Source organism: Streptomyces sp. SolWspMP-5a-2 (assembly GCF_900091845.1).
GTDB lineage: Bacteria > Actinomycetota > Actinomycetes > Streptomycetales > Streptomycetaceae > Streptomyces > Streptomyces doudnae.
The window spans coordinates 1-16,179 of the sequence record NZ_FMCI01000150.1; the positions used below are offsets into that span (position 1 = coordinate 1).

General features: G+C 71.8%; 13 protein-coding genes. 12 read left to right on the forward strand and 1 reads right to left on the reverse strand.

The genetic code is table 11. The features are described from left to right. From GA0115242_RS40740 to GA0115242_RS15230, 9 genes are all read left to right on the forward strand, one after another. Positions 1–338: hypothetical protein (locus tag GA0115242_RS40740; protein ID WP_176729815.1), on the forward strand; the 338-nt coding region annotated here is incomplete at its 5' end. Between the two features lie 253 nt (positions 339–591). Beyond that, a complete protein-coding gene (rplU, locus tag GA0115242_RS15195) occupies positions 592–912 on the forward strand; it encodes a 50S ribosomal protein L21 (RefSeq protein WP_093828637.1) in 321 nt (106 codons plus the stop codon). A 14-nt stretch (positions 913–926) separates the two neighbouring features. Continuing rightward, positions 927–1,181 (forward strand): 50S ribosomal protein L27, encoded by a 255-nt coding sequence (gene rpmA / locus GA0115242_RS15200; protein WP_010041940.1) that lies wholly within the window; start codon positions 927–929, stop codon positions 1,179–1,181. 119 nt (positions 1,182–1,300) lie between these two features. After that, positions 1,301–2,737: a GTPase ObgE gene (gene obgE / locus GA0115242_RS15205; protein ID WP_093828639.1), complete on the forward strand. Its 1,437-nt coding sequence runs from the start codon at positions 1,301–1,303 to the stop codon at positions 2,735–2,737. Between the two features lie 316 nt (positions 2,738–3,053). Continuing rightward, complete coding sequence (locus GA0115242_RS15210) at positions 3,054–4,604, forward strand: alkaline phosphatase D family protein (protein WP_093828641.1); 1,551 nt, start codon at positions 3,054–3,056, stop codon at positions 4,602–4,604. Between the two features lie 83 nt (positions 4,605–4,687). Then, positions 4,688–5,878 carry a hypothetical protein gene (locus GA0115242_RS15215; protein WP_093828643.1) on the forward strand — a complete coding sequence of 397 codons (1,191 nt, stop codon included), beginning with the start codon at positions 4,688–4,690 and terminating at the stop codon, positions 5,876–5,878. A gap of 181 nt (positions 5,879–6,059) precedes the next feature. Further along, on the forward strand, positions 6,060–7,556 hold the full coding sequence (locus GA0115242_RS15220) for a bifunctional cytidylyltransferase/SDR family oxidoreductase (RefSeq protein ID WP_093828645.1): 1,497 nt from the start codon (positions 6,060–6,062) through the stop codon (positions 7,554–7,556). A 161-nt stretch (positions 7,557–7,717) separates the two neighbouring features. Further along, complete coding sequence (locus GA0115242_RS15225) at positions 7,718–9,835, forward strand: hypothetical protein (protein WP_256089440.1); 2,118 nt, start codon at positions 7,718–7,720, stop codon at positions 9,833–9,835. Positions 9,836–10,091: 256 nt separating this feature from the next. Beyond that, a complete protein-coding gene (locus GA0115242_RS15230; RefSeq protein ID WP_093828649.1) occupies positions 10,092–11,312 on the forward strand; it encodes a glycosyltransferase family 2 protein in 1,221 nt (406 codons plus the stop codon). A gap of 44 nt (positions 11,313–11,356) precedes the next feature. On the opposite strand, the gene GA0115242_RS15235 is transcribed toward GA0115242_RS15230, so the two are convergent. Then, on the reverse strand, positions 11,357–12,763 hold the full coding sequence (locus GA0115242_RS15235; RefSeq protein WP_093828651.1) for a polysaccharide pyruvyl transferase family protein: 1,407 nt from the start codon (positions 12,761–12,763) through the stop codon (positions 11,357–11,359). A 210-nt stretch (positions 12,764–12,973) separates the two neighbouring features. On the opposite strand from GA0115242_RS15235, the gene proB reads away from it, so the two are divergent. From proB to GA0115242_RS15250, 3 genes are all read left to right on the forward strand, one after another. Continuing rightward, complete coding sequence (proB, locus tag GA0115242_RS15240; protein ID WP_093828654.1) at positions 12,974–14,098, forward strand: glutamate 5-kinase; 1,125 nt, start codon at positions 12,974–12,976, stop codon at positions 14,096–14,098. Between the two features lie 172 nt (positions 14,099–14,270). Next, the gene (locus tag GA0115242_RS15245) at positions 14,271–14,726 is read left to right on the forward strand and encodes a hypothetical protein (protein ID WP_093828656.1); all 456 of its coding nucleotides are present in this window, start codon (positions 14,271–14,273) and stop codon (positions 14,724–14,726) included. Positions 14,727–14,788: 62 nt separating this feature from the next. Continuing rightward, positions 14,789–16,075, forward strand: coding sequence for a glutamate-5-semialdehyde dehydrogenase (locus GA0115242_RS15250; RefSeq protein ID WP_093828658.1), 1,287 nt, complete (start codon positions 14,789–14,791; stop codon positions 16,073–16,075). Positions 16,076–16,179: the final 104 nt, after the last annotated feature.

Genomic DNA, 16,179 nt, shown 5'->3' on the forward strand with positions numbered 1-16,179 from the left:
CGGCCCGTCCGCGGCGCCGCGCCGTGCGCAAGGCCACCGCGCCGACCGCGTCCGAGGAGGCGGCCGTCGTGGTCGTCCCGTCGGCCGCGCCCGAGGCGGCGGAGACCGACGGCGCACCGGCCGAGGCTCCCGAGGCCGCGCCGGTGAAGAAGACGGCCGCGCGCAAGACGGCGGCCAAGAAGGCGCCCGCCAAGAAGGCCGCCCCGGCCAAGAAGGCGGCGGCGAAGAAGACGGTCGCGAAGAAGGCCACCACCAAGAAGGCGGCGGCCAAGAAGACGACCACGGCCAAGACGGCGGCGAAGAAGACCGCGGTCTCCAGCGCCGGCGACGACGCCTGATCCGAGCGGTCCGCGGCCGGTCACCCCACCATGGGGTGACCGGCCGCACAGCTCGGGGCACCGACCCGGTTTGACCCCTTCGGCCGAGTCCCCGTACCCTTGACCTTCGGCGTGTCCGCGGATATGGGCACGTCACATCCCCGTAAACCTTCTTCCTCCCGGGTGCCTCGGTGGCCGGGAGAGGTCGTCCGTGTTTCGTGCCGGTTCGGCTGGCCTGCGGGGGTGCCGTATCTCCGAGTGAAAGAGAGTCCGCGTGTACGCCATCGTGCGCAGCGGTGGTCGCCAGCACAAGGTTGCTGTCGGCGACATCGTCGAGGTTGACAAGATTTCCACCGCCAAGGTCGGCGACACGGTCGAGCTCTCGACCCTGCTCGTTGTGGACGGCGACGCCGTGACCAGCGACCCGTGGGTCCTGGACGGCATCAAGGTCACGGCTGAGATCGTGGACCACCACAAGGGCCAGAAGATCGACATTCTGCGCTACAAGAACAAGACCGGCTACCGCCGTCGTCAGGGCCACCGCCAGCAGTACACGGCGATCAAGGTCACGGCGATCCCCACGGCTGCGAAGTAAGGGACTGAGGAGACATGGCACACAAGAAGGGCGCATCGTCCACCCGGAACGGTCGCGACTCCAACGCCCAGCGGCTCGGTGTGAAGCGCTTCGGCGGTCAGGTCGTCAACGCGGGTGAGATCCTGGTCCGTCAGCGTGGCACGCACTTCCACCCGGGCGCCGGTGTGGGCCGTGGCGGCGACGACACGCTGTTCGCGCTGCAGGCCGGTTCGGTGCAGTTCGGCACCCACCGCGGCCGCAAGGTCGTGAACATCGTTCCGGTCGCCTGACCCGAGCGAGTCGATCGAACGCTTTCGCGAGGCGGACCTCACTTCCCGGGTGGGAAGGCGGGTCCGCCTTTCGCGTGTTGATCCGAGTAACACCCCTGATTTCCTGGAGGCACTGAACCATGACCACCTTCGTGGACCGCGTCGAACTCCATGTCGCCGCGGGTAACGGAGGCCACGGCTGTGCCTCCGTCCACCGAGAGAAGTTCAAGCCGCTCGGCGGGCCCGACGGCGGGAACGGCGGCCGGGGCGGCGATGTCGTCCTCACCGTCGACCAGTCGGTGACCACCCTGCTCGACTACCACCACTCGCCGCACCGCAAGGCGACCGCGGGCAAGCCGGGCGAGGGCGGCAACCGCTCGGGCAAGGACGGCCAGGACCTGGTCCTGCCGGTGCCCGACGGCACCGTCATCATGGACAAGGCGGGCAACGTGCTCGCCGACCTGGTCGGCCACGGCACCTCGTACGTCGCCGCGCAGGGCGGCCGGGGCGGCCTCGGCAACGCGGCGCTGGCCTCGGCCCGCCGCAAGGCGCCCGGCTTCGCGCTGCTCGGCGAGCCCGGGGACCTGCAGGACATCGTCCTGGAGCTGAAGACCGTCGCCGACGTGGCGCTGGTCGGCTACCCGAGCGCCGGGAAGTCGTCGCTGATCTCGGTGCTCAGCGCGGCCAAGCCGAAGATCGCCGACTACCCGTTCACCACCCTGGTGCCCAACCTCGGCGTGGTCACCGCGGGCGGCACCGTCTACACCATCGCGGACGTGCCCGGTCTGATCCCGGGCGCCAGCCAGGGCAAGGGCCTGGGCCTCGAGTTCCTGCGGCACGTGGAGCGGTGCAGCGTGCTGGTGCACGTGCTGGACACGGCGACGCTGGAGTCCGAGCGCGACCCGGTCTCCGACCTCGACATCATCGAGGAGGAGCTGAGCCAGTACGGCGGCCTGGGCGACCGGCCCCGGATCGTCGTCCTGAACAAGATCGACGTCACCGACGGCAAGGACCTCGCCGAGATGGTGCGGCCCGAGCTGGAGGAGCGCGGCTACCGGGTCTTCGAGGTGTCGGCGGTCGCCCATCTCGGGCTGCGGGAGCTGTCGTTCGCCCTCGCCGAGCTGGTCGGCAAGGCGCGCGCGGCCAAGCCGCGGGAGGAGGCGACCCGGATCGTCATCCGGCCCAAGGCGGTCGACGACGCCGGTTTCACCGTCTCCCGCGAGGAGGAGGGTCTCTTCCGGGTCCGCGGCGAGAAGCCCGAACGCTGGGTGCGGCAGACCGACTTCAGCAACGACGAGGCGGTCGGCTACCTCGCCGACCGGCTCAACCGCCTCGGTGTCGAGGACGCGTTGATGAAGGCCGGTGCCCGCTCGGGCGACGGCGTGGCCATCGGTCCCGAGGACAACGCCGTGGTCTTCGACTGGGAGCCGTCGATGATGTCGGGGGCCGAGATGCTCGGCCGCCGCGGTGAGGACCACCGCTTCGAGGCGCCGCGTCCGGCGGCCGTCAGGCGCCGCGACCGGCAGGCCGAACGGGACGAGTCCGAGGCGGAGTTCGACGGCTTCGAGCCGTTCTGACGCCACCCGCGCACGACGACGGCGCGTCATCCGGGCCCGGCAGGGCCGGGGTGGCGCGCCGTCGTCGTGCGCGGCCACCTGCCCGCGCGGGCGGCCGGCGGTGTCCCGCCGCCGGGGGCCGTGCCGGTGTCGCCGCCCGGGGGGACCGGCACGTTCCGGCAAGATCACGTATGTCGTGATGGTGCCCGGGGCGCGACGGGTCTTCTGTTGTCTTCCTATTTGTCATGCACGCGCAGGGTTGGGTTCAGTGCGCCGACCGCCCTGCTGCGTGAGCCTTCACATGTCCACGAGGCCAGCGAGGCAAGGGAGTTCACCGATGACCGGCACCAGCTCGCCCGACCGACGCCGCTTTCTGACCGCCGGGGCCGCCGTCCTCGGCGCCACCGCCGCCGCGCAGCTCTGGCTTCCGGCCGCCGCCCGCGCGGCCGGCACCCCGCTCCCGGAGAACGTGTTCTCCCTCGGCATCGCCTCCGGCGACCCGCTGCCCGACGGCATCGTCCTGTGGACCCGGCTCGCCCCCGACCCGCTGCACGGCGGCGGCATGCCCGACGAGACCGTCCCCGTCGAGTGGGAGATCGCCGAGGACGAGCGGTTCCGCAGAGTCGCCCGCCGGGGGGTCGCCCCGGCCCGCCCCGAGTCCGGGCACAGCGTCCACGCCGACGTCCGCGGTCTGCGCCCCGGCCGCCCCTACTGGTACCGCTTCCGGGCGGGCGGCCACCTCTCGCCCGTCGGCCGCACCCGCACCGCCCCGCACCGCGCCGCCACCGGAGGCTCCCTGCGGATCGCCCTCGCCTCCTGCCAGAACTGGCAGCACGGCTACTTCACCCCGTACGCCGACATGCTCGCCCAGGACCCCGACGTCGTGCTGTTCGTCGGCGACTACATCTACGAGTCGACGCCGTCCTCCGCCGGGCCGCGCCGCCACGAGGGCACCGGCGAGCCGGTCACCCTGGAGCAGTACCGCAACCGGTACGCGCAGTACCGCTCCGACCCCGACCTCGCCGCGATGCACGCCAACGCCCCCTGGGTGGTCACCTTCGACGACCACGAGGTCGACAACGACTGGGCGGGCGAGATCCCGCAGGACCCCGACAAGCAGTCCCACGACGCGTTCGTGGCCCGGCTGGCGGCCGCCTTCCAGGCGTACTACGAGCACATGCCGGTCCGCGCCACCGCCGTGCCCGACGGACCGCACATCCAGATGTACCGGCGCCTGGAGTTCGGCCGCCTCGCCCGCCTCAACGTGCTGGACACCCGGCAGTTCCGCACCGACCAGGCCACCGGCCAGGAGGGCGCCCAGGACCCCGCGATGACCATGCTCGGCGCCCGGCAGAAGCGGTGGCTGCTGGACGGGCTGCACCACTCGCCCGCCCGCTGGAACCTCGTCGCCTCCCAGATCATGATGGCCGAGACGGACCTGCTGCCCGGCGACGGCAAGCTCTGGTACTACGACGCCTGGGACGGCTACCAGGTCGAACGCAACGCCCTCCTGCGGGAGTTCGCGGACATCCGCAACCCCGTGGTGCTCAGCGGCGACCGGCACCTGACGATGATCAGCGACCTCAAGGAGGACTTCGCCGACCCGGACTCCGACGTCGTCGGCGCCGAGTTCGTCGGCACCTCGATCTCCAGCAACGGCGACCAGGACCAGGCCGCCTTCCACGCCCAGTGGGACCCGCTGAAGGCCGACAACCCGCACTGGAAGGTCATCGACGCCCACCGCGGCTACCACCTCTTCGACATCCGCCGCGAGGCCGTCGACGCGCAGGTGCGGGTGGTCGACACCGTGGTGCGCCCGCAGGCCGCCGCGAGCACCCTGACCCGGCTGCGGGTGGAGAACGGCACACCGGGCGTGCGCGAGGTCTGACCCGGTGCCGGGGCCTGGGACTCATACGGGTCCCAGGCCGTTCTCAGGGTCGTCTCAGGACGTCCCCTTACCGTCCCTTGACCATGGAGACGGACTGTACGAGAGACGACGCCCGGGTGAACGGGCCCGCCCCGCTGCCCGCGGGCACCCGGCTGCTGCACATCGGCCCGCACAAGACCGGCACCACCTCGGTCCAGGGCGCCCTGTTCGCCGCGAAGGAGCTGCTCCCCGCCCACGGGGTGGAGTTCCCGGCGCACACGCGGCACCCGATGGAGGCCGCGCTGGCCGCCTGCGCCCGGCCCGCCATGATGGGCGACGCGGTCCCCACCGACCGGCACTGGACCCGGCTGCAACGCCAGGTCGAGGCCGCGGGCGCGCGCACCTCGGTGGTCAGCAGCGAGTTCTTCGCCGACGCCGGGGACGACGCGACCGTCGCCCGGATCGTCGAGCGGCTCGGCGGTGAGCGCGTCCACGTGCTGGTCACGCTGCGGCCGCTGGCGAAGATCATGCCCTCGCAGTGGCAGCAGTACGTGCAGAACGGGCTGCGGATGGGCTACCCGGAGTGGCTCGACCACATGCTCCGCAAGGCCCCCTACGACCAGCCCAACCCCAGCTTCTGGCGACGGCACCGGCACGACCGGCTGATCGAGCGCTGGGCCCGCGCGGTCGGCCCCGGGCGGGTCACCGTCGTCGTGGTCGACGACCGGGACCGGGGCGGCCTGCTGCGCACCTTCGAGGCGCTCCTCGGACTCCCCGACGGCCTCCTGCGGCCTGTTCCGGACACCGCGAATCGCTCTCTCACCCTGGCCGAGACCGAAATGCTGCGGAATCTCAACAAGGAATTCCGCGGCAATGGACTGCCCGACGAACTGTATTCCGCACTCGTCCGCAACGGCGCCGTCATGCATATGAAGAACACGTGCAGCCCGGCTCCCGGGGACGCGCGCATCGGCACGCCCGGCTGGGCCCTGGAGGCCGCCGCCGAGGTCGGCGCCCGGACGGCCGAACGCGTCACCGGTCTGGGCGTGCGGGTGCTCGGAGATCTCTCACTGCTGTCCGCCGTGCCCGCCGGACCCCCCTGGGAGGCGCCGGCCGAGCCCCGGGTGGCCCCCGAGGTCGCCGCCCAGGCGCTCTACGGGGTCCTCGCGGCGGTCGCGGCCGTCCCGGTCGGGCACACCGCCGGGGCCAGGGCGCGCACGGTGCACCAGACGACGTCGAAGGAGCTGGTGAGGGTGCTCGGGCAGCGCTGCCTGCGGCGGTTGCGGCGGCGCTGACCCTGTGCGGTTACTCACAGCGAGGGCGACGGTGTTCCCCCGACCGTCTCCCCGGCCACCAGCAGGGCGAGGTGAATGCCAGATGGCGCGCACATATGCGTCGGACGGCGCTCACCTTGCACTGCGGTAACCGCAAGTGGGACCATTTCCCCGTTCCCTGTCGCCCCAAGGTAGGTCGTCTGTGTCCGAGCACATAGCCAAGCCCCGTACCACCGCAGTGATCCTGGCCGGCGGCACCGGCCAGCGGGTGGGTCTGTCGATCCCCAAGCAGCTGCTGAAGATCGCCGGCAAGGCAGTCATCGAGCACACGCTCACCACCTTCGAGCGTGCCGACTCGATCGACGACATCATCGTGCTGATGGCACCGGGGTATGTGCCGGACGTCGAGAAGATCGTCGCCAAGGCCGGGTTCACCAAGGTCAGGAAGGTCATCGAGGGCGGGTCCACCCGCAACGAGACCACCGAGCGCGCCATCGAGGCCCTGCGCGAGGGCCTGGCCGAGGGCGAGGACCGCAACGTCCTCTTCCACGACGCCGTGCGCCCCCTGCTCTCCCAGCGCGTCATCGACGACTGCGTGGCCGCCCTGGAGCGCTACGAGGCGGTGGACGTCGCCATCCCGTCCGCGGACACCATCATCGTGACCCGCACCCACGGCCAGGACGGCGAGTTCATCACCGAGATCCCGGACCGCTCCCGGCTGCGCCGCGGCCAGACCCCGCAGGCGTTCAAGCTCTCCACCATCCGCCGCGCCTACGACGTCGCCGCCGGTGACCCGAACTTCCAGGCCACGGACGACTGCTCGGTCGTGCTCAAGTACCTGCCGGACGTGCCGATCCACGTCGTCGCGGGCGACGAGTACAACATGAAGGTCACCCAGCCGGTCGACGTCTTCATCGCCGACAAGCTGTTCCAGCTCGCCTCCACCGCCGCCCCCGAGCAGGTCGACGAGGCCGCCTACCGCGAGCTGCTCGGCGGCAAGACGGTCGTGATCTTCGGCGGGTCCTACGGCATCGGCAAGGACATCGCCGAGCTGGCCGCGTCCTTCGGCGCCTCGGTGTACGCGCTGGGCCGCTCCACCACCGGCACCCACGTGGAGAACCCGGAGGAGGTCGACGACGCCCTGTCGAAGGCGTACGGCGAGACCGGGCGCATCGACTACGTCGTCAACACCGCCGGTGTGCTGCGCATCGGCAAGCTCGCCGAGACCGACAACGCGACGATCGAGGAGGCGCTGAAGGTCAACTACCTCGCGCCGGTCCAGATCGCCCGTTCGTCCTACAAGTACCTCGTCGAGACCAAGGGCCAGCTGCTGCTCTACACCTCCAGCAGCTACACCCGCGGCCGCGCCGAGTACAGCCTCTACTCCTCGACCAAGGCCGCCATGGTCAACCTGACCCAGGCGCTCTCCGACGAGTGGGCGGGCGAGGGCATCCGGGTCAACTGCATCAACCCCGAGCGCACCGCCACCCCCATGCGCACCAAGGCGTTCGGGCAGGAGCCCAGCGGCAGCCTCCTCTCCTCCGAGGCGGTCGCCCGCACCTCGCTCGACGTCCTGCTCTCCGAGCTCACCGGCCACGTCATCGACGTCCGTCAGCAGGACCCGACGGCGGGCGCCGCCAAGGCCAACGGCTTCGAGCAGGCGCTGGCCTCCGTGCTCGACCGTCAGGACGGCGTGTAATAATTGACCTAATTAGTCTTCATCGGTAATTCAGGCCTCTGAGATTGCTCGTACACCGGGCGTTCGCAGGGGCCTGAATCCGTACACCTGGCGAATTGACACACACCCCGCGCAATTCAGTACAGAACCGGCACACCTCCCCTCCCAGAGCAGGTTTCTCCGTGATATCCACCGCTATTCGCGTCGCCCGGGTGGGCAGCGCGGCCGAGCTGGCCGCGGCGGCGCTCATGATGCTGGGCTACCCGGCCCTCATGCTGGCCGCGCTCGTCCCGAGCGTGTACGCCTTCGCGGCCGCGGCCGCCGTGACATACCTGGCGGACCACTATCTGCACCGCAAGGGCAGCTACCTGGTCAACCGGCTCAGCAAGGTCAGGGCCGGTCTGTCGATCCGCTTCCTGATCCGGCAGCTCCTGCTGATCCTGCTGCTCGCCCGGCTGTCCCTCGCGGACAACCTGATCTACTACGGCGCCGTCGCCTGCTTCATCGCCTTCTACGGGCTCCAGGCCCCCCAGGGCGCCCTGGTCGCGCTGATCCGCAACCGCCGCCGGATGCCGGTCGCCACCCGCAACGTCGACCTGAAGTCCCGCATCCGCATCCCGGACGCCCCGCCGCGCGCCCTGCTGAACCGATCCGCCGAGAAGATGCTCCACCTCGACCTCGCCGCCGTCGCGGGCATCCTGGTCTCCGGGGTCGTCGACTCGTCCGTGCCCGGCTTCGTCGGCATCGCCGTCACGCTCGTCCTCGGCCTGCTCTACGTCCTCGCCCTGACCCGGTACCTGCGCGGCCGGAAGATACCGCCGAACGCCGAGACCGTCCTGGCCGCCGTCGACGACTGGCTGCGCGAGTACCGCCCCGAGACGGTCCTGTACTTCTCCGGCTCCAAGGACTCCGCCTACCAGGTCAACATGTGGCTGGAGACGATGGAGCAGCTCGGCTCCCGGCCGCTGGTCGTCCTGCGCGAGCGGGTCATCCTCGCCAACATGGCCCCGACCACCGTCCCGGTGATCTGCGTCCCCGGCGGCGTCCACCTGATGAACCTTGACCTGTCGACCGTGCGGGTCGCGCTCTACGCGGCCAACGTCGGCAAGAACATCCACCTGCTGCGCGTGCCCACCATGAAGCACGTCTTCATCGGCCACGGCGACAGCGACAAGCTCGCCAGCGTCAACCCGTTCAGCAAGGCCTACGACGAGGTGTGGACCGCGGGCCGGGCCGGACGCGACCGGTACGCCATAGCGGACGTCGGCGTCCGCGACGACGACATCGTGGAGGTCGGCCGCCCGCAGCTCGCGCCGATCCAGGGCCGCGCGGCCGCCCCCGGCGACCGCGTCCCGACCGTGCTGTACGCGCCCACCTGGGAGGGCTGGGACGGCAACCCGGGCAACACCTCGCTGGTGCTGGCCGGTGAGAACATCGTCAGGAAGCTGATCACGGCCGACCCGCCGGTCCGTGTGCTGTACAAGCCGCACCCCTTCACCGGCACCGTCAGCGCCGAGGCGGGCGCCGCCCACCGCCGGGTGACCGCCCTCGTCGAGAAGGCCGCCGCCGAGCGCGCCACCGGCACCCGGTTCACCGCCGACGCCGCCGGCCAGGCCCGCGCCAAGGCCGACCTGGCCCGGATCGAGAGCCGCCTCGCGGACCTGTCCGGCGCGGTCGGCGACAAGCGCGACGAGGCCGAGGCCAGCCGTGACGGCGTCGTCGACCTCGCCCGCCACGCGGAGGTCGCCCGGCTGCGCGCCGAGTGGAACGACGCCTACTGGCGCTCCTTCGGCAGCTTCGAGCACCGCGTCATCTCGGGCGCCGAACCGCGCCTGTACGACTGCTTCAACGTCGCCGACGCGATGGTCTCCGACATCTCCAGCGTCGTCTCCGACTTCATCGCCAGCGGCAAGCCGTACGCCGTCACCGACTCGGCGGAGCTGGGCGTCGAGGAGTTCAAGCGGCAGAACACCGCGGTGCGCGCCGCGGTGATCCTCTCCAACAGCGCCGCCGAGCTGGGGGAGTTCCTGGCCGCGGTGCGCGACCCGGCCGCCGACCCGCTGGCCGCGGGCCGCACGGAGCTGAAGCAGTACCTGCTCGGGCCCGACGAGCCCACCTCCATCGAGCAGTTCAACACCGCGGTGGCCGACCTCGCGCTGAAGGCCGAGTCCCGCAACCTGGGCCAGGAGTCGCGGGCCGCCGCGGCCGGGACGCCCGGCGCGGACGAGCTGTCGGACGCCCTGTCGCCCGCGCAGCCGGTGACGGCGACCGGCGAGACGGACGGCCCCGGCCCCCGCTGACCGCCCGCACCCGCGCACCGGAAGGGCGCGGTCCCCGAGGACAACTCCTCGGGGACCGCGCCCTTTTGGCGTTCCCTCACCCTCGTTCTTACCCGGGAGCCCTAACGTTCGCGCCTACCGGCGAAAGACCTCGGCCAATCCTGTGACCTGAGTCACGGTTTCCTGTTAACGAAGCAACCGGCTTCCATGCCCACCCGTCTACCAGGTTGCCGAATCTGACCATTCGGGGGAAATGTTCCATGAACAAGGGGGAAACGTGACCGTCACGCAGCCTGATGTGAGCGTCGTCATCGGGGCGTACGAGGCCATGCCCTACCTGGTGGAGTGCCTGGCGTCGGTGGAGGCGCAGACCCTCGACCCGGCGCGCGTCGAGGTCGTCGCCGTGGACGACGGCTCCACCGACGGCACGGGGGAGTGCCTGGAGCGGTTCGCGGCCCGCGCGCCGTTCCCGGTCACCGTGATCAGACAGCCCAACTCCGGTGGCCCCAGCGGCCCGCGCAACACCGGCCTGGCCAAGGCCACCGGGCGGTACGTCTTCTTCCTCGACGCCGACGACCGGCTCGGCCCCGAGGCGCTGGAGCGGATGGTCGCGATGGGCGACCGCAACGGCACCGACGTGGTTCTCGGCCGCATCGAGGGCATCAACCGCAACCCGCCCAAGTCGATGTGGCACCGGACCCTGGAGCGCACCGACGTCCACTCCTCCAACATCAAGTTCACGCTCAGCGCCCAGAAGCTCTTCCGGCACTCCTTCCTGACCCGCCACGGCATCCGCTTCGACGAGTCGCTGTGGACCGGCGAGGACGCCCTGTTCACCATGGAGGCGTACCTGCGGGCCGACGGCGTCTCGGTGCTCGCCGACTACACCTGCTACTACCTGGTGGGCCGCGAGGACGGCAAACACGTGACGAAGACGGGGAGTTACACCCTGCGCTTCGACTCCGCGCGGGCCCTGATGGAGCTGATCGCCGACCTCGTCCCGGCGGGGGAGCGGCGCGACGCCCTGATGATCCGGCCCTTCCTGATCACCCTGCTCCCGCAGTTCGGCCCCCGCTTCCTCAAGGACGGCGAGGAGGTCCGCGCCCGCAAGCTCGAACTGGCGAAGCCGCTGATGGAGCGGTACTGGAGCGCGGGCGTCGCCACCCGGCTCAAGGTCGAGGAGCGGCTGCGGCTGCACCTGGTGGCCGAGCAGCGCCCCGAACTCCTCGTGGACGTCCTGCGGTTCGGCAAGGAGAAGAAGCAGGCGGCGGCCCTCCTGGAGAAGCGCGGCACCCGCGTCTACCTGGTCTACCCGCACTTCAGGGACCGGGCTGCGGGCGTCCCCGACACCGTCTACCTGGCCGGGCCGCGCGAGGCCCGGGGCTTCCACGGCTACCGCGAGAACTCCCCCCGCTCCCTCGCCCGCCGGGTGCTGCGCAAGGTCCGCCGTATCCTCACCTCCCGGGCCACGCCCGGAGGGACGGCCGCGGCCCTGTGAGGGCGCGGCGGGGCGTCAGGCCCCGCCGCCGCCACGGGCACGTGTCACTGACGGCCGCTCTGGAACGCCCGGCGGATCGGGCGGCCGACCACCCGGCGGGCCCTGCGGTACACCGAGACCGGCGGACCCGCCGCGGCCGCCGGGCTCTTCCCGGCCCACGCCTTCGCGCCGCCGCGCTCCAGCTCCCGCTGCAACCGGGCGTTCTCCAGGGACAGTTCGGAGACCCGGCTCTGGAGCCAGCCGAACCGGGAGGAGAGCGAGGCGATGTCCGTCTCGTTCCAGGGGGCCACGCCCGCCGGGAAGCGGAGCGAGCGCAGCCGGGCCTCGAAGGCGGCGCCCGAGTCGCCGTGGCTGAAGGTGTTGGCCAGGCCGTTGCGGTCGAGGAACGCCGTGAACCGCGCGAAGCGCTCCGCGTGACCGCCCGTCAGACCGCCGAAGTCCGCCTCCTCGTAGAGCGCGGCCGGGTCGAGGTCGCCGGGCAGCTTGTCGATCCTGCGGTGCGGTATCTCGAAGTACCGGCACAGCTCCAGGGTGCGCGAGTCGCCGCACAGCACGGTGGCCGGGGTGCCCGCGAGCAGCGCGGCGATGTTGCCGTGGATGCGCGAGCCGTAGGAGAAGTCGAAGGCGCGCAGGTCGTCGATCCAGGTGACCGGGTCGATGTAGACGCGGACCTTGTCCTCGCGGTACATCGGGTGGTCGGGGTGGGTGGGCATCGCGGTCACGGCGGCGTTCGGGTGGGACAGGTCCCGCCAGTGCAACTGCCGCGCGTCGCTGAGGTTCTGGCCGATGAAGCGCAGCCGCGGGTAGCGGGCGTGGGCCCAGCGGACCACCTGGTCGAGGCCCTGCTTCTCCATCGCGCCGTGCGAGCCGTTGACCGCGATCCGGGAGTCCGCGGTCAGCGCGGGCCGCCCCTTGGCGACCGCGAGGTCCTTGCCGTGCATGAACAGCGAGGGGCAGCCGATGACGTCGACGTCCTGGAACCCGAGCCCCCGGAGGTAGCTCTCGGTGAACTCGCCCCGCACGCCGATGGACGCGCTGCGGTCGAGCACCGCGGAGACGAACTCGCGCACCGACGCCTCCATCGGCTTCAGCCGCGCCGGGTTGTAGTTCAGCCCGGCCTGCGCGCCGACGCCGACCACCACGACCGGGATGCGCAGTCGGGAGATCAGCCGGGTCAGCCGCCTCAGCTGCGGTTCGAAGGACGGCCGGAAGGCGTTCGCGAGCGGGACGACGAAGGCGTCGTACTCCTCGTTGATGCGTCCCGCCGCGGCCACGTCGGTGCGGATGCCGTTCGAGACGACCTCGGTGCCCGGGGTCTGGAGGATCTTGTGGGTGGCGTCGCTGAAGATCAGGTTGCCGGAGTTGGTGGCGATCACGTCCTGGTGGAGTGCCTCCTCCAACGGCACGACGTCGAACGGGCTCTTGCCGGAACGGAGAAGGATGCGCTGCACGCGGGGAACTGTAGATGGCACGGAGTTCAGAATAAATTTGTTTCGTCTTTAATTTCTATGAGCAACCAACGCAACCTTTCGGTCGTATCCGGACCGTAAGGTTTCCGTCACCCGGCGCGTGTCCGGGGAGTGGACCGACGCGCGCGACGCGGCCCCGTTCGCGTAGATTGCCGCACGGCCGTGGGACCGACGCGAGGGGCGGCAGGCAAGGTGGCAGGGGCAAGGCAGGCCGTGAACGAGGCCCGCAGGATCGTCGTCAAAGTGGGCTCCTCCTCACTGACCACCGCGGCCGGGGGACTGGACGCGGACCGGGTCGACGCGCTCGTCGACGTCCTCGCCACCGGACGCGGCGCCGACAAGGAGATCGTCCTGGTCTCCTCGGGCGCCATCGCCGCCGGACTCGCCCCGCTCGGGCTGCCCCGCCGACCCCGCGACCTGGCCCGCCAGCAGGCCGCCGCCTCCGTCGGCCAGGGCCTGCTCGTCGCCCGCTACACCGCCTCCTTCGCCCGCTACGGGGTACGGGTCGGCCAGGTCCTGCTGACCAGCGACGACATGAGCCGCCGCACCCACCACCGCAACGCCTCCCGCACCCTGGACAAGCTCCTGGCGATGGGCGCCCTGCCGATCGTCAACGAGAACGACACCGTCGCCACCGACGAGATCCGCTTCGGCGACAACGACCGCCTCGCCGCCCTCGTCGCCCACCTCGTCCACGCCGACCTGCTGGTCCTCCTCTCCGACGTGGACGGCGTCTACGACGGCGACCCCGCCCGGCCCGGCACCGCGCGGATCGCCGAGGTCCGCGGCCCCGGGGACCTCGAACACGTGGAGATCGGCAGCGCGGGCAGGGCGGGCGTCGGCACCGGCGGCATGGTCACCAAGGTCGAGGCGGCCAGGATCGCCGCCGCGGCCGGCATCCCGGTCGTGCTGACCAGCGCCGTCCACGCGGCCGACGCGCTCACCGGCCGCGACACCGGCACCTACTTCCACCCCGCGGACAAGCGCTCCGCCGACCGGCTGCTCTGGCTCCAGCACGCCTCCACCCCGCAGGGCTCCCTCACCCTGGACGACGGCGCCGTCCTCGCCGTCGTCGAGCGCCGCTCCTCGCTGCTGCCCGCCGGGATCGCCGGGGTCGAGGGCGACTTCGCCGCCGGGGACCCGGTGGAGCTGCGGGACACCGAGGGGCGCGCGGTCGCCCGCGGGCTGGTCAACTTCGACGCGAAGGAGATCCCCCGGCTGATCGGCCGCTCGACCCGGGAACTGGCGCGCGAACTGGGCCCCGCCTACGAGCGCGAGGTGGTCCACCGGGACGACCTCGCCGTCCTGCGCCCCTGACGGCCCGGGGGCCGGGCCGAAAACGGGGGGAACGCCCCGCAAAACGGGCCGCTGTGAGGTGGACGTTCCGCAAAACCACCCCACGAGCCCGTGCGGCCTGCTCAACTTTGTCTCAGGGACAGGAAAGGTCCGCCGTGCGGACCACCGCGAGAAGGAGGCCGTCGTGAGACGAGTGCGCCCAGGGGCGGTGTCCCGCAGCGGCGCCGAAGGCGCCTCCCGGGCGGCCGGCGAGGAGCGCGCCCTGACCAGCGTCGCGGCCGGTGACCGGTACGAGGAGCCGGAGGAACTGCCCCGGCTCTGGCACGTCACCCTCAGCGTCTCCGGCCGGGAGGCCCCGCTGAAGGAGGTCAGGCGCGGTCTCGAACAGCTCGCCCACGACCACCCCTTCCTGCTGACCAGCCGCTACGCCAACGACCACGCGGAGATCCGCTACTGGGAGGAGGCCCGCGACCTGCACGACGCCGCCGCGGTCGCGCTGCGCCTGTGGGGCGAGCACCGCCAGACGTCCCGGCTGCCGCCCTGGGAGATCGTCGGCCTCGAGGTCATCGACCGCGAGACCTACCACCAGCGGATCGCCGAGGGATACGGCCCGCCGCCCGCCAGTTCGGTCGGCGTCCACCCCTTCTGACACCCGTCTCGGGGTGTGGGACGTGCGGGGGACGCATCCGCCCGGAGCACTACCCTTCGGACATGACCACGCTCTCGCCGTACGACTCCATGACCCCGGTCACCCGGGCCGCCTACCGCGCCAGGGCCGCCGCCGCCGACCTCGCCCCGCTGCCCCGCGCGGCCAAGGACGACGCGCTGCTGGCCGTCGCGGACGCCCTGGAGGTCAGGACCGGCGAGATCGTCGAGGCCAACGCGCGGGACGTCGCCGCGGCGCGGGCCGCGGGGACCAGCGACTCCGTCGTCGACCGGCTCACCCTCACCCCGGAGCGGGTCAGGGCCATCGCCTCCGACGTCCGCGACGTCGTCGCCCTGCCCGACCCGGTCGGCGAGGTCGTCCGCGGCTCCACCCTCCCCAACGGCATCGACCTGCGCCAGGTCCGCGTCCCGCTCGGCGTCGTCGGCATCATCTACGAGGCCCGCCCCAACGTCACCGTGGACGCCGCCGCGCTCTGCCTGAAGTCGGGCAACGCGGTCCTGCTGCGCGGCTCCGCCTCCGCCTACGCCTCCAACACCGCCCTCGTCCGGGTGATCCGGGACGCCGTCGGCGGGGCCGGGCTGCCCGCCGACGCCGTCCAGCTCGTGCCGGGGGAGAGCCGCGAGAGCGTCCGCGAGCTGATGCGCGCCCGCGGCCTCGTCGACGTCCTCATCCCGCGCGGCGGCGCCGACCTCATCAGGACCGTGGTCGCCGAGTCCACCGTCCCCGTCATCGAGACCGGCACCGGCAACTGCCACGTCTACGTCGACGCGGACGCCGACCTCGACATGGCCGTCGAGATCCTCGTCAACTCCAAGGCCCACCGGGTCAGCGTCTGCAACGCCGCCGAGACCCTCCTGGTCCACCAGGACATCGCCGCCGCGTTCCTGCCGCGCGCGCTCGACGCGCTCGCCGACGCCGGGGTGACGGTGCACGCCGACGAGCGGGTCGCCGCCCTCGCCGAGGGCTCCAGGGCCACCGTCGTCGAGGCGACCCCGGAGGACTGGGAGACCGAGTACCTCTCGCACGACATCGCCGCCGCCGTCGTCGACTCCCTCGACAAGGCCGTCGAGCACATCCGGCTGTGGACCTCCGGGCACACCGAGGCGATCGTCACCACCTCGCAGCAGGCCGCCCGCCGCTTCACCCAGCTCGTCGACTCCACCACCGTCGCGGTCAACGCCTCCACCCGCTTCACCGACGGCGGCCAGTTCGGCTTCGGCGCGGAGATCGGCATCTCCACCCAGAAGCTGCACGCCCGCGGCCCGATGGGCCTGCCCGAGCTGACCAGCACCAAGTACATCGTCACCGGTGACGGGCACATCCGGCACTGACCGGGGCGGGACCCGCGTCCGGCACGCGCGCCGGCGGGCGCGGGGGCGGCGGGCGCGGCCCGGGTGAGAGTCGTCTCAGCCCGCGGTCGAATTTCCTTACCGCC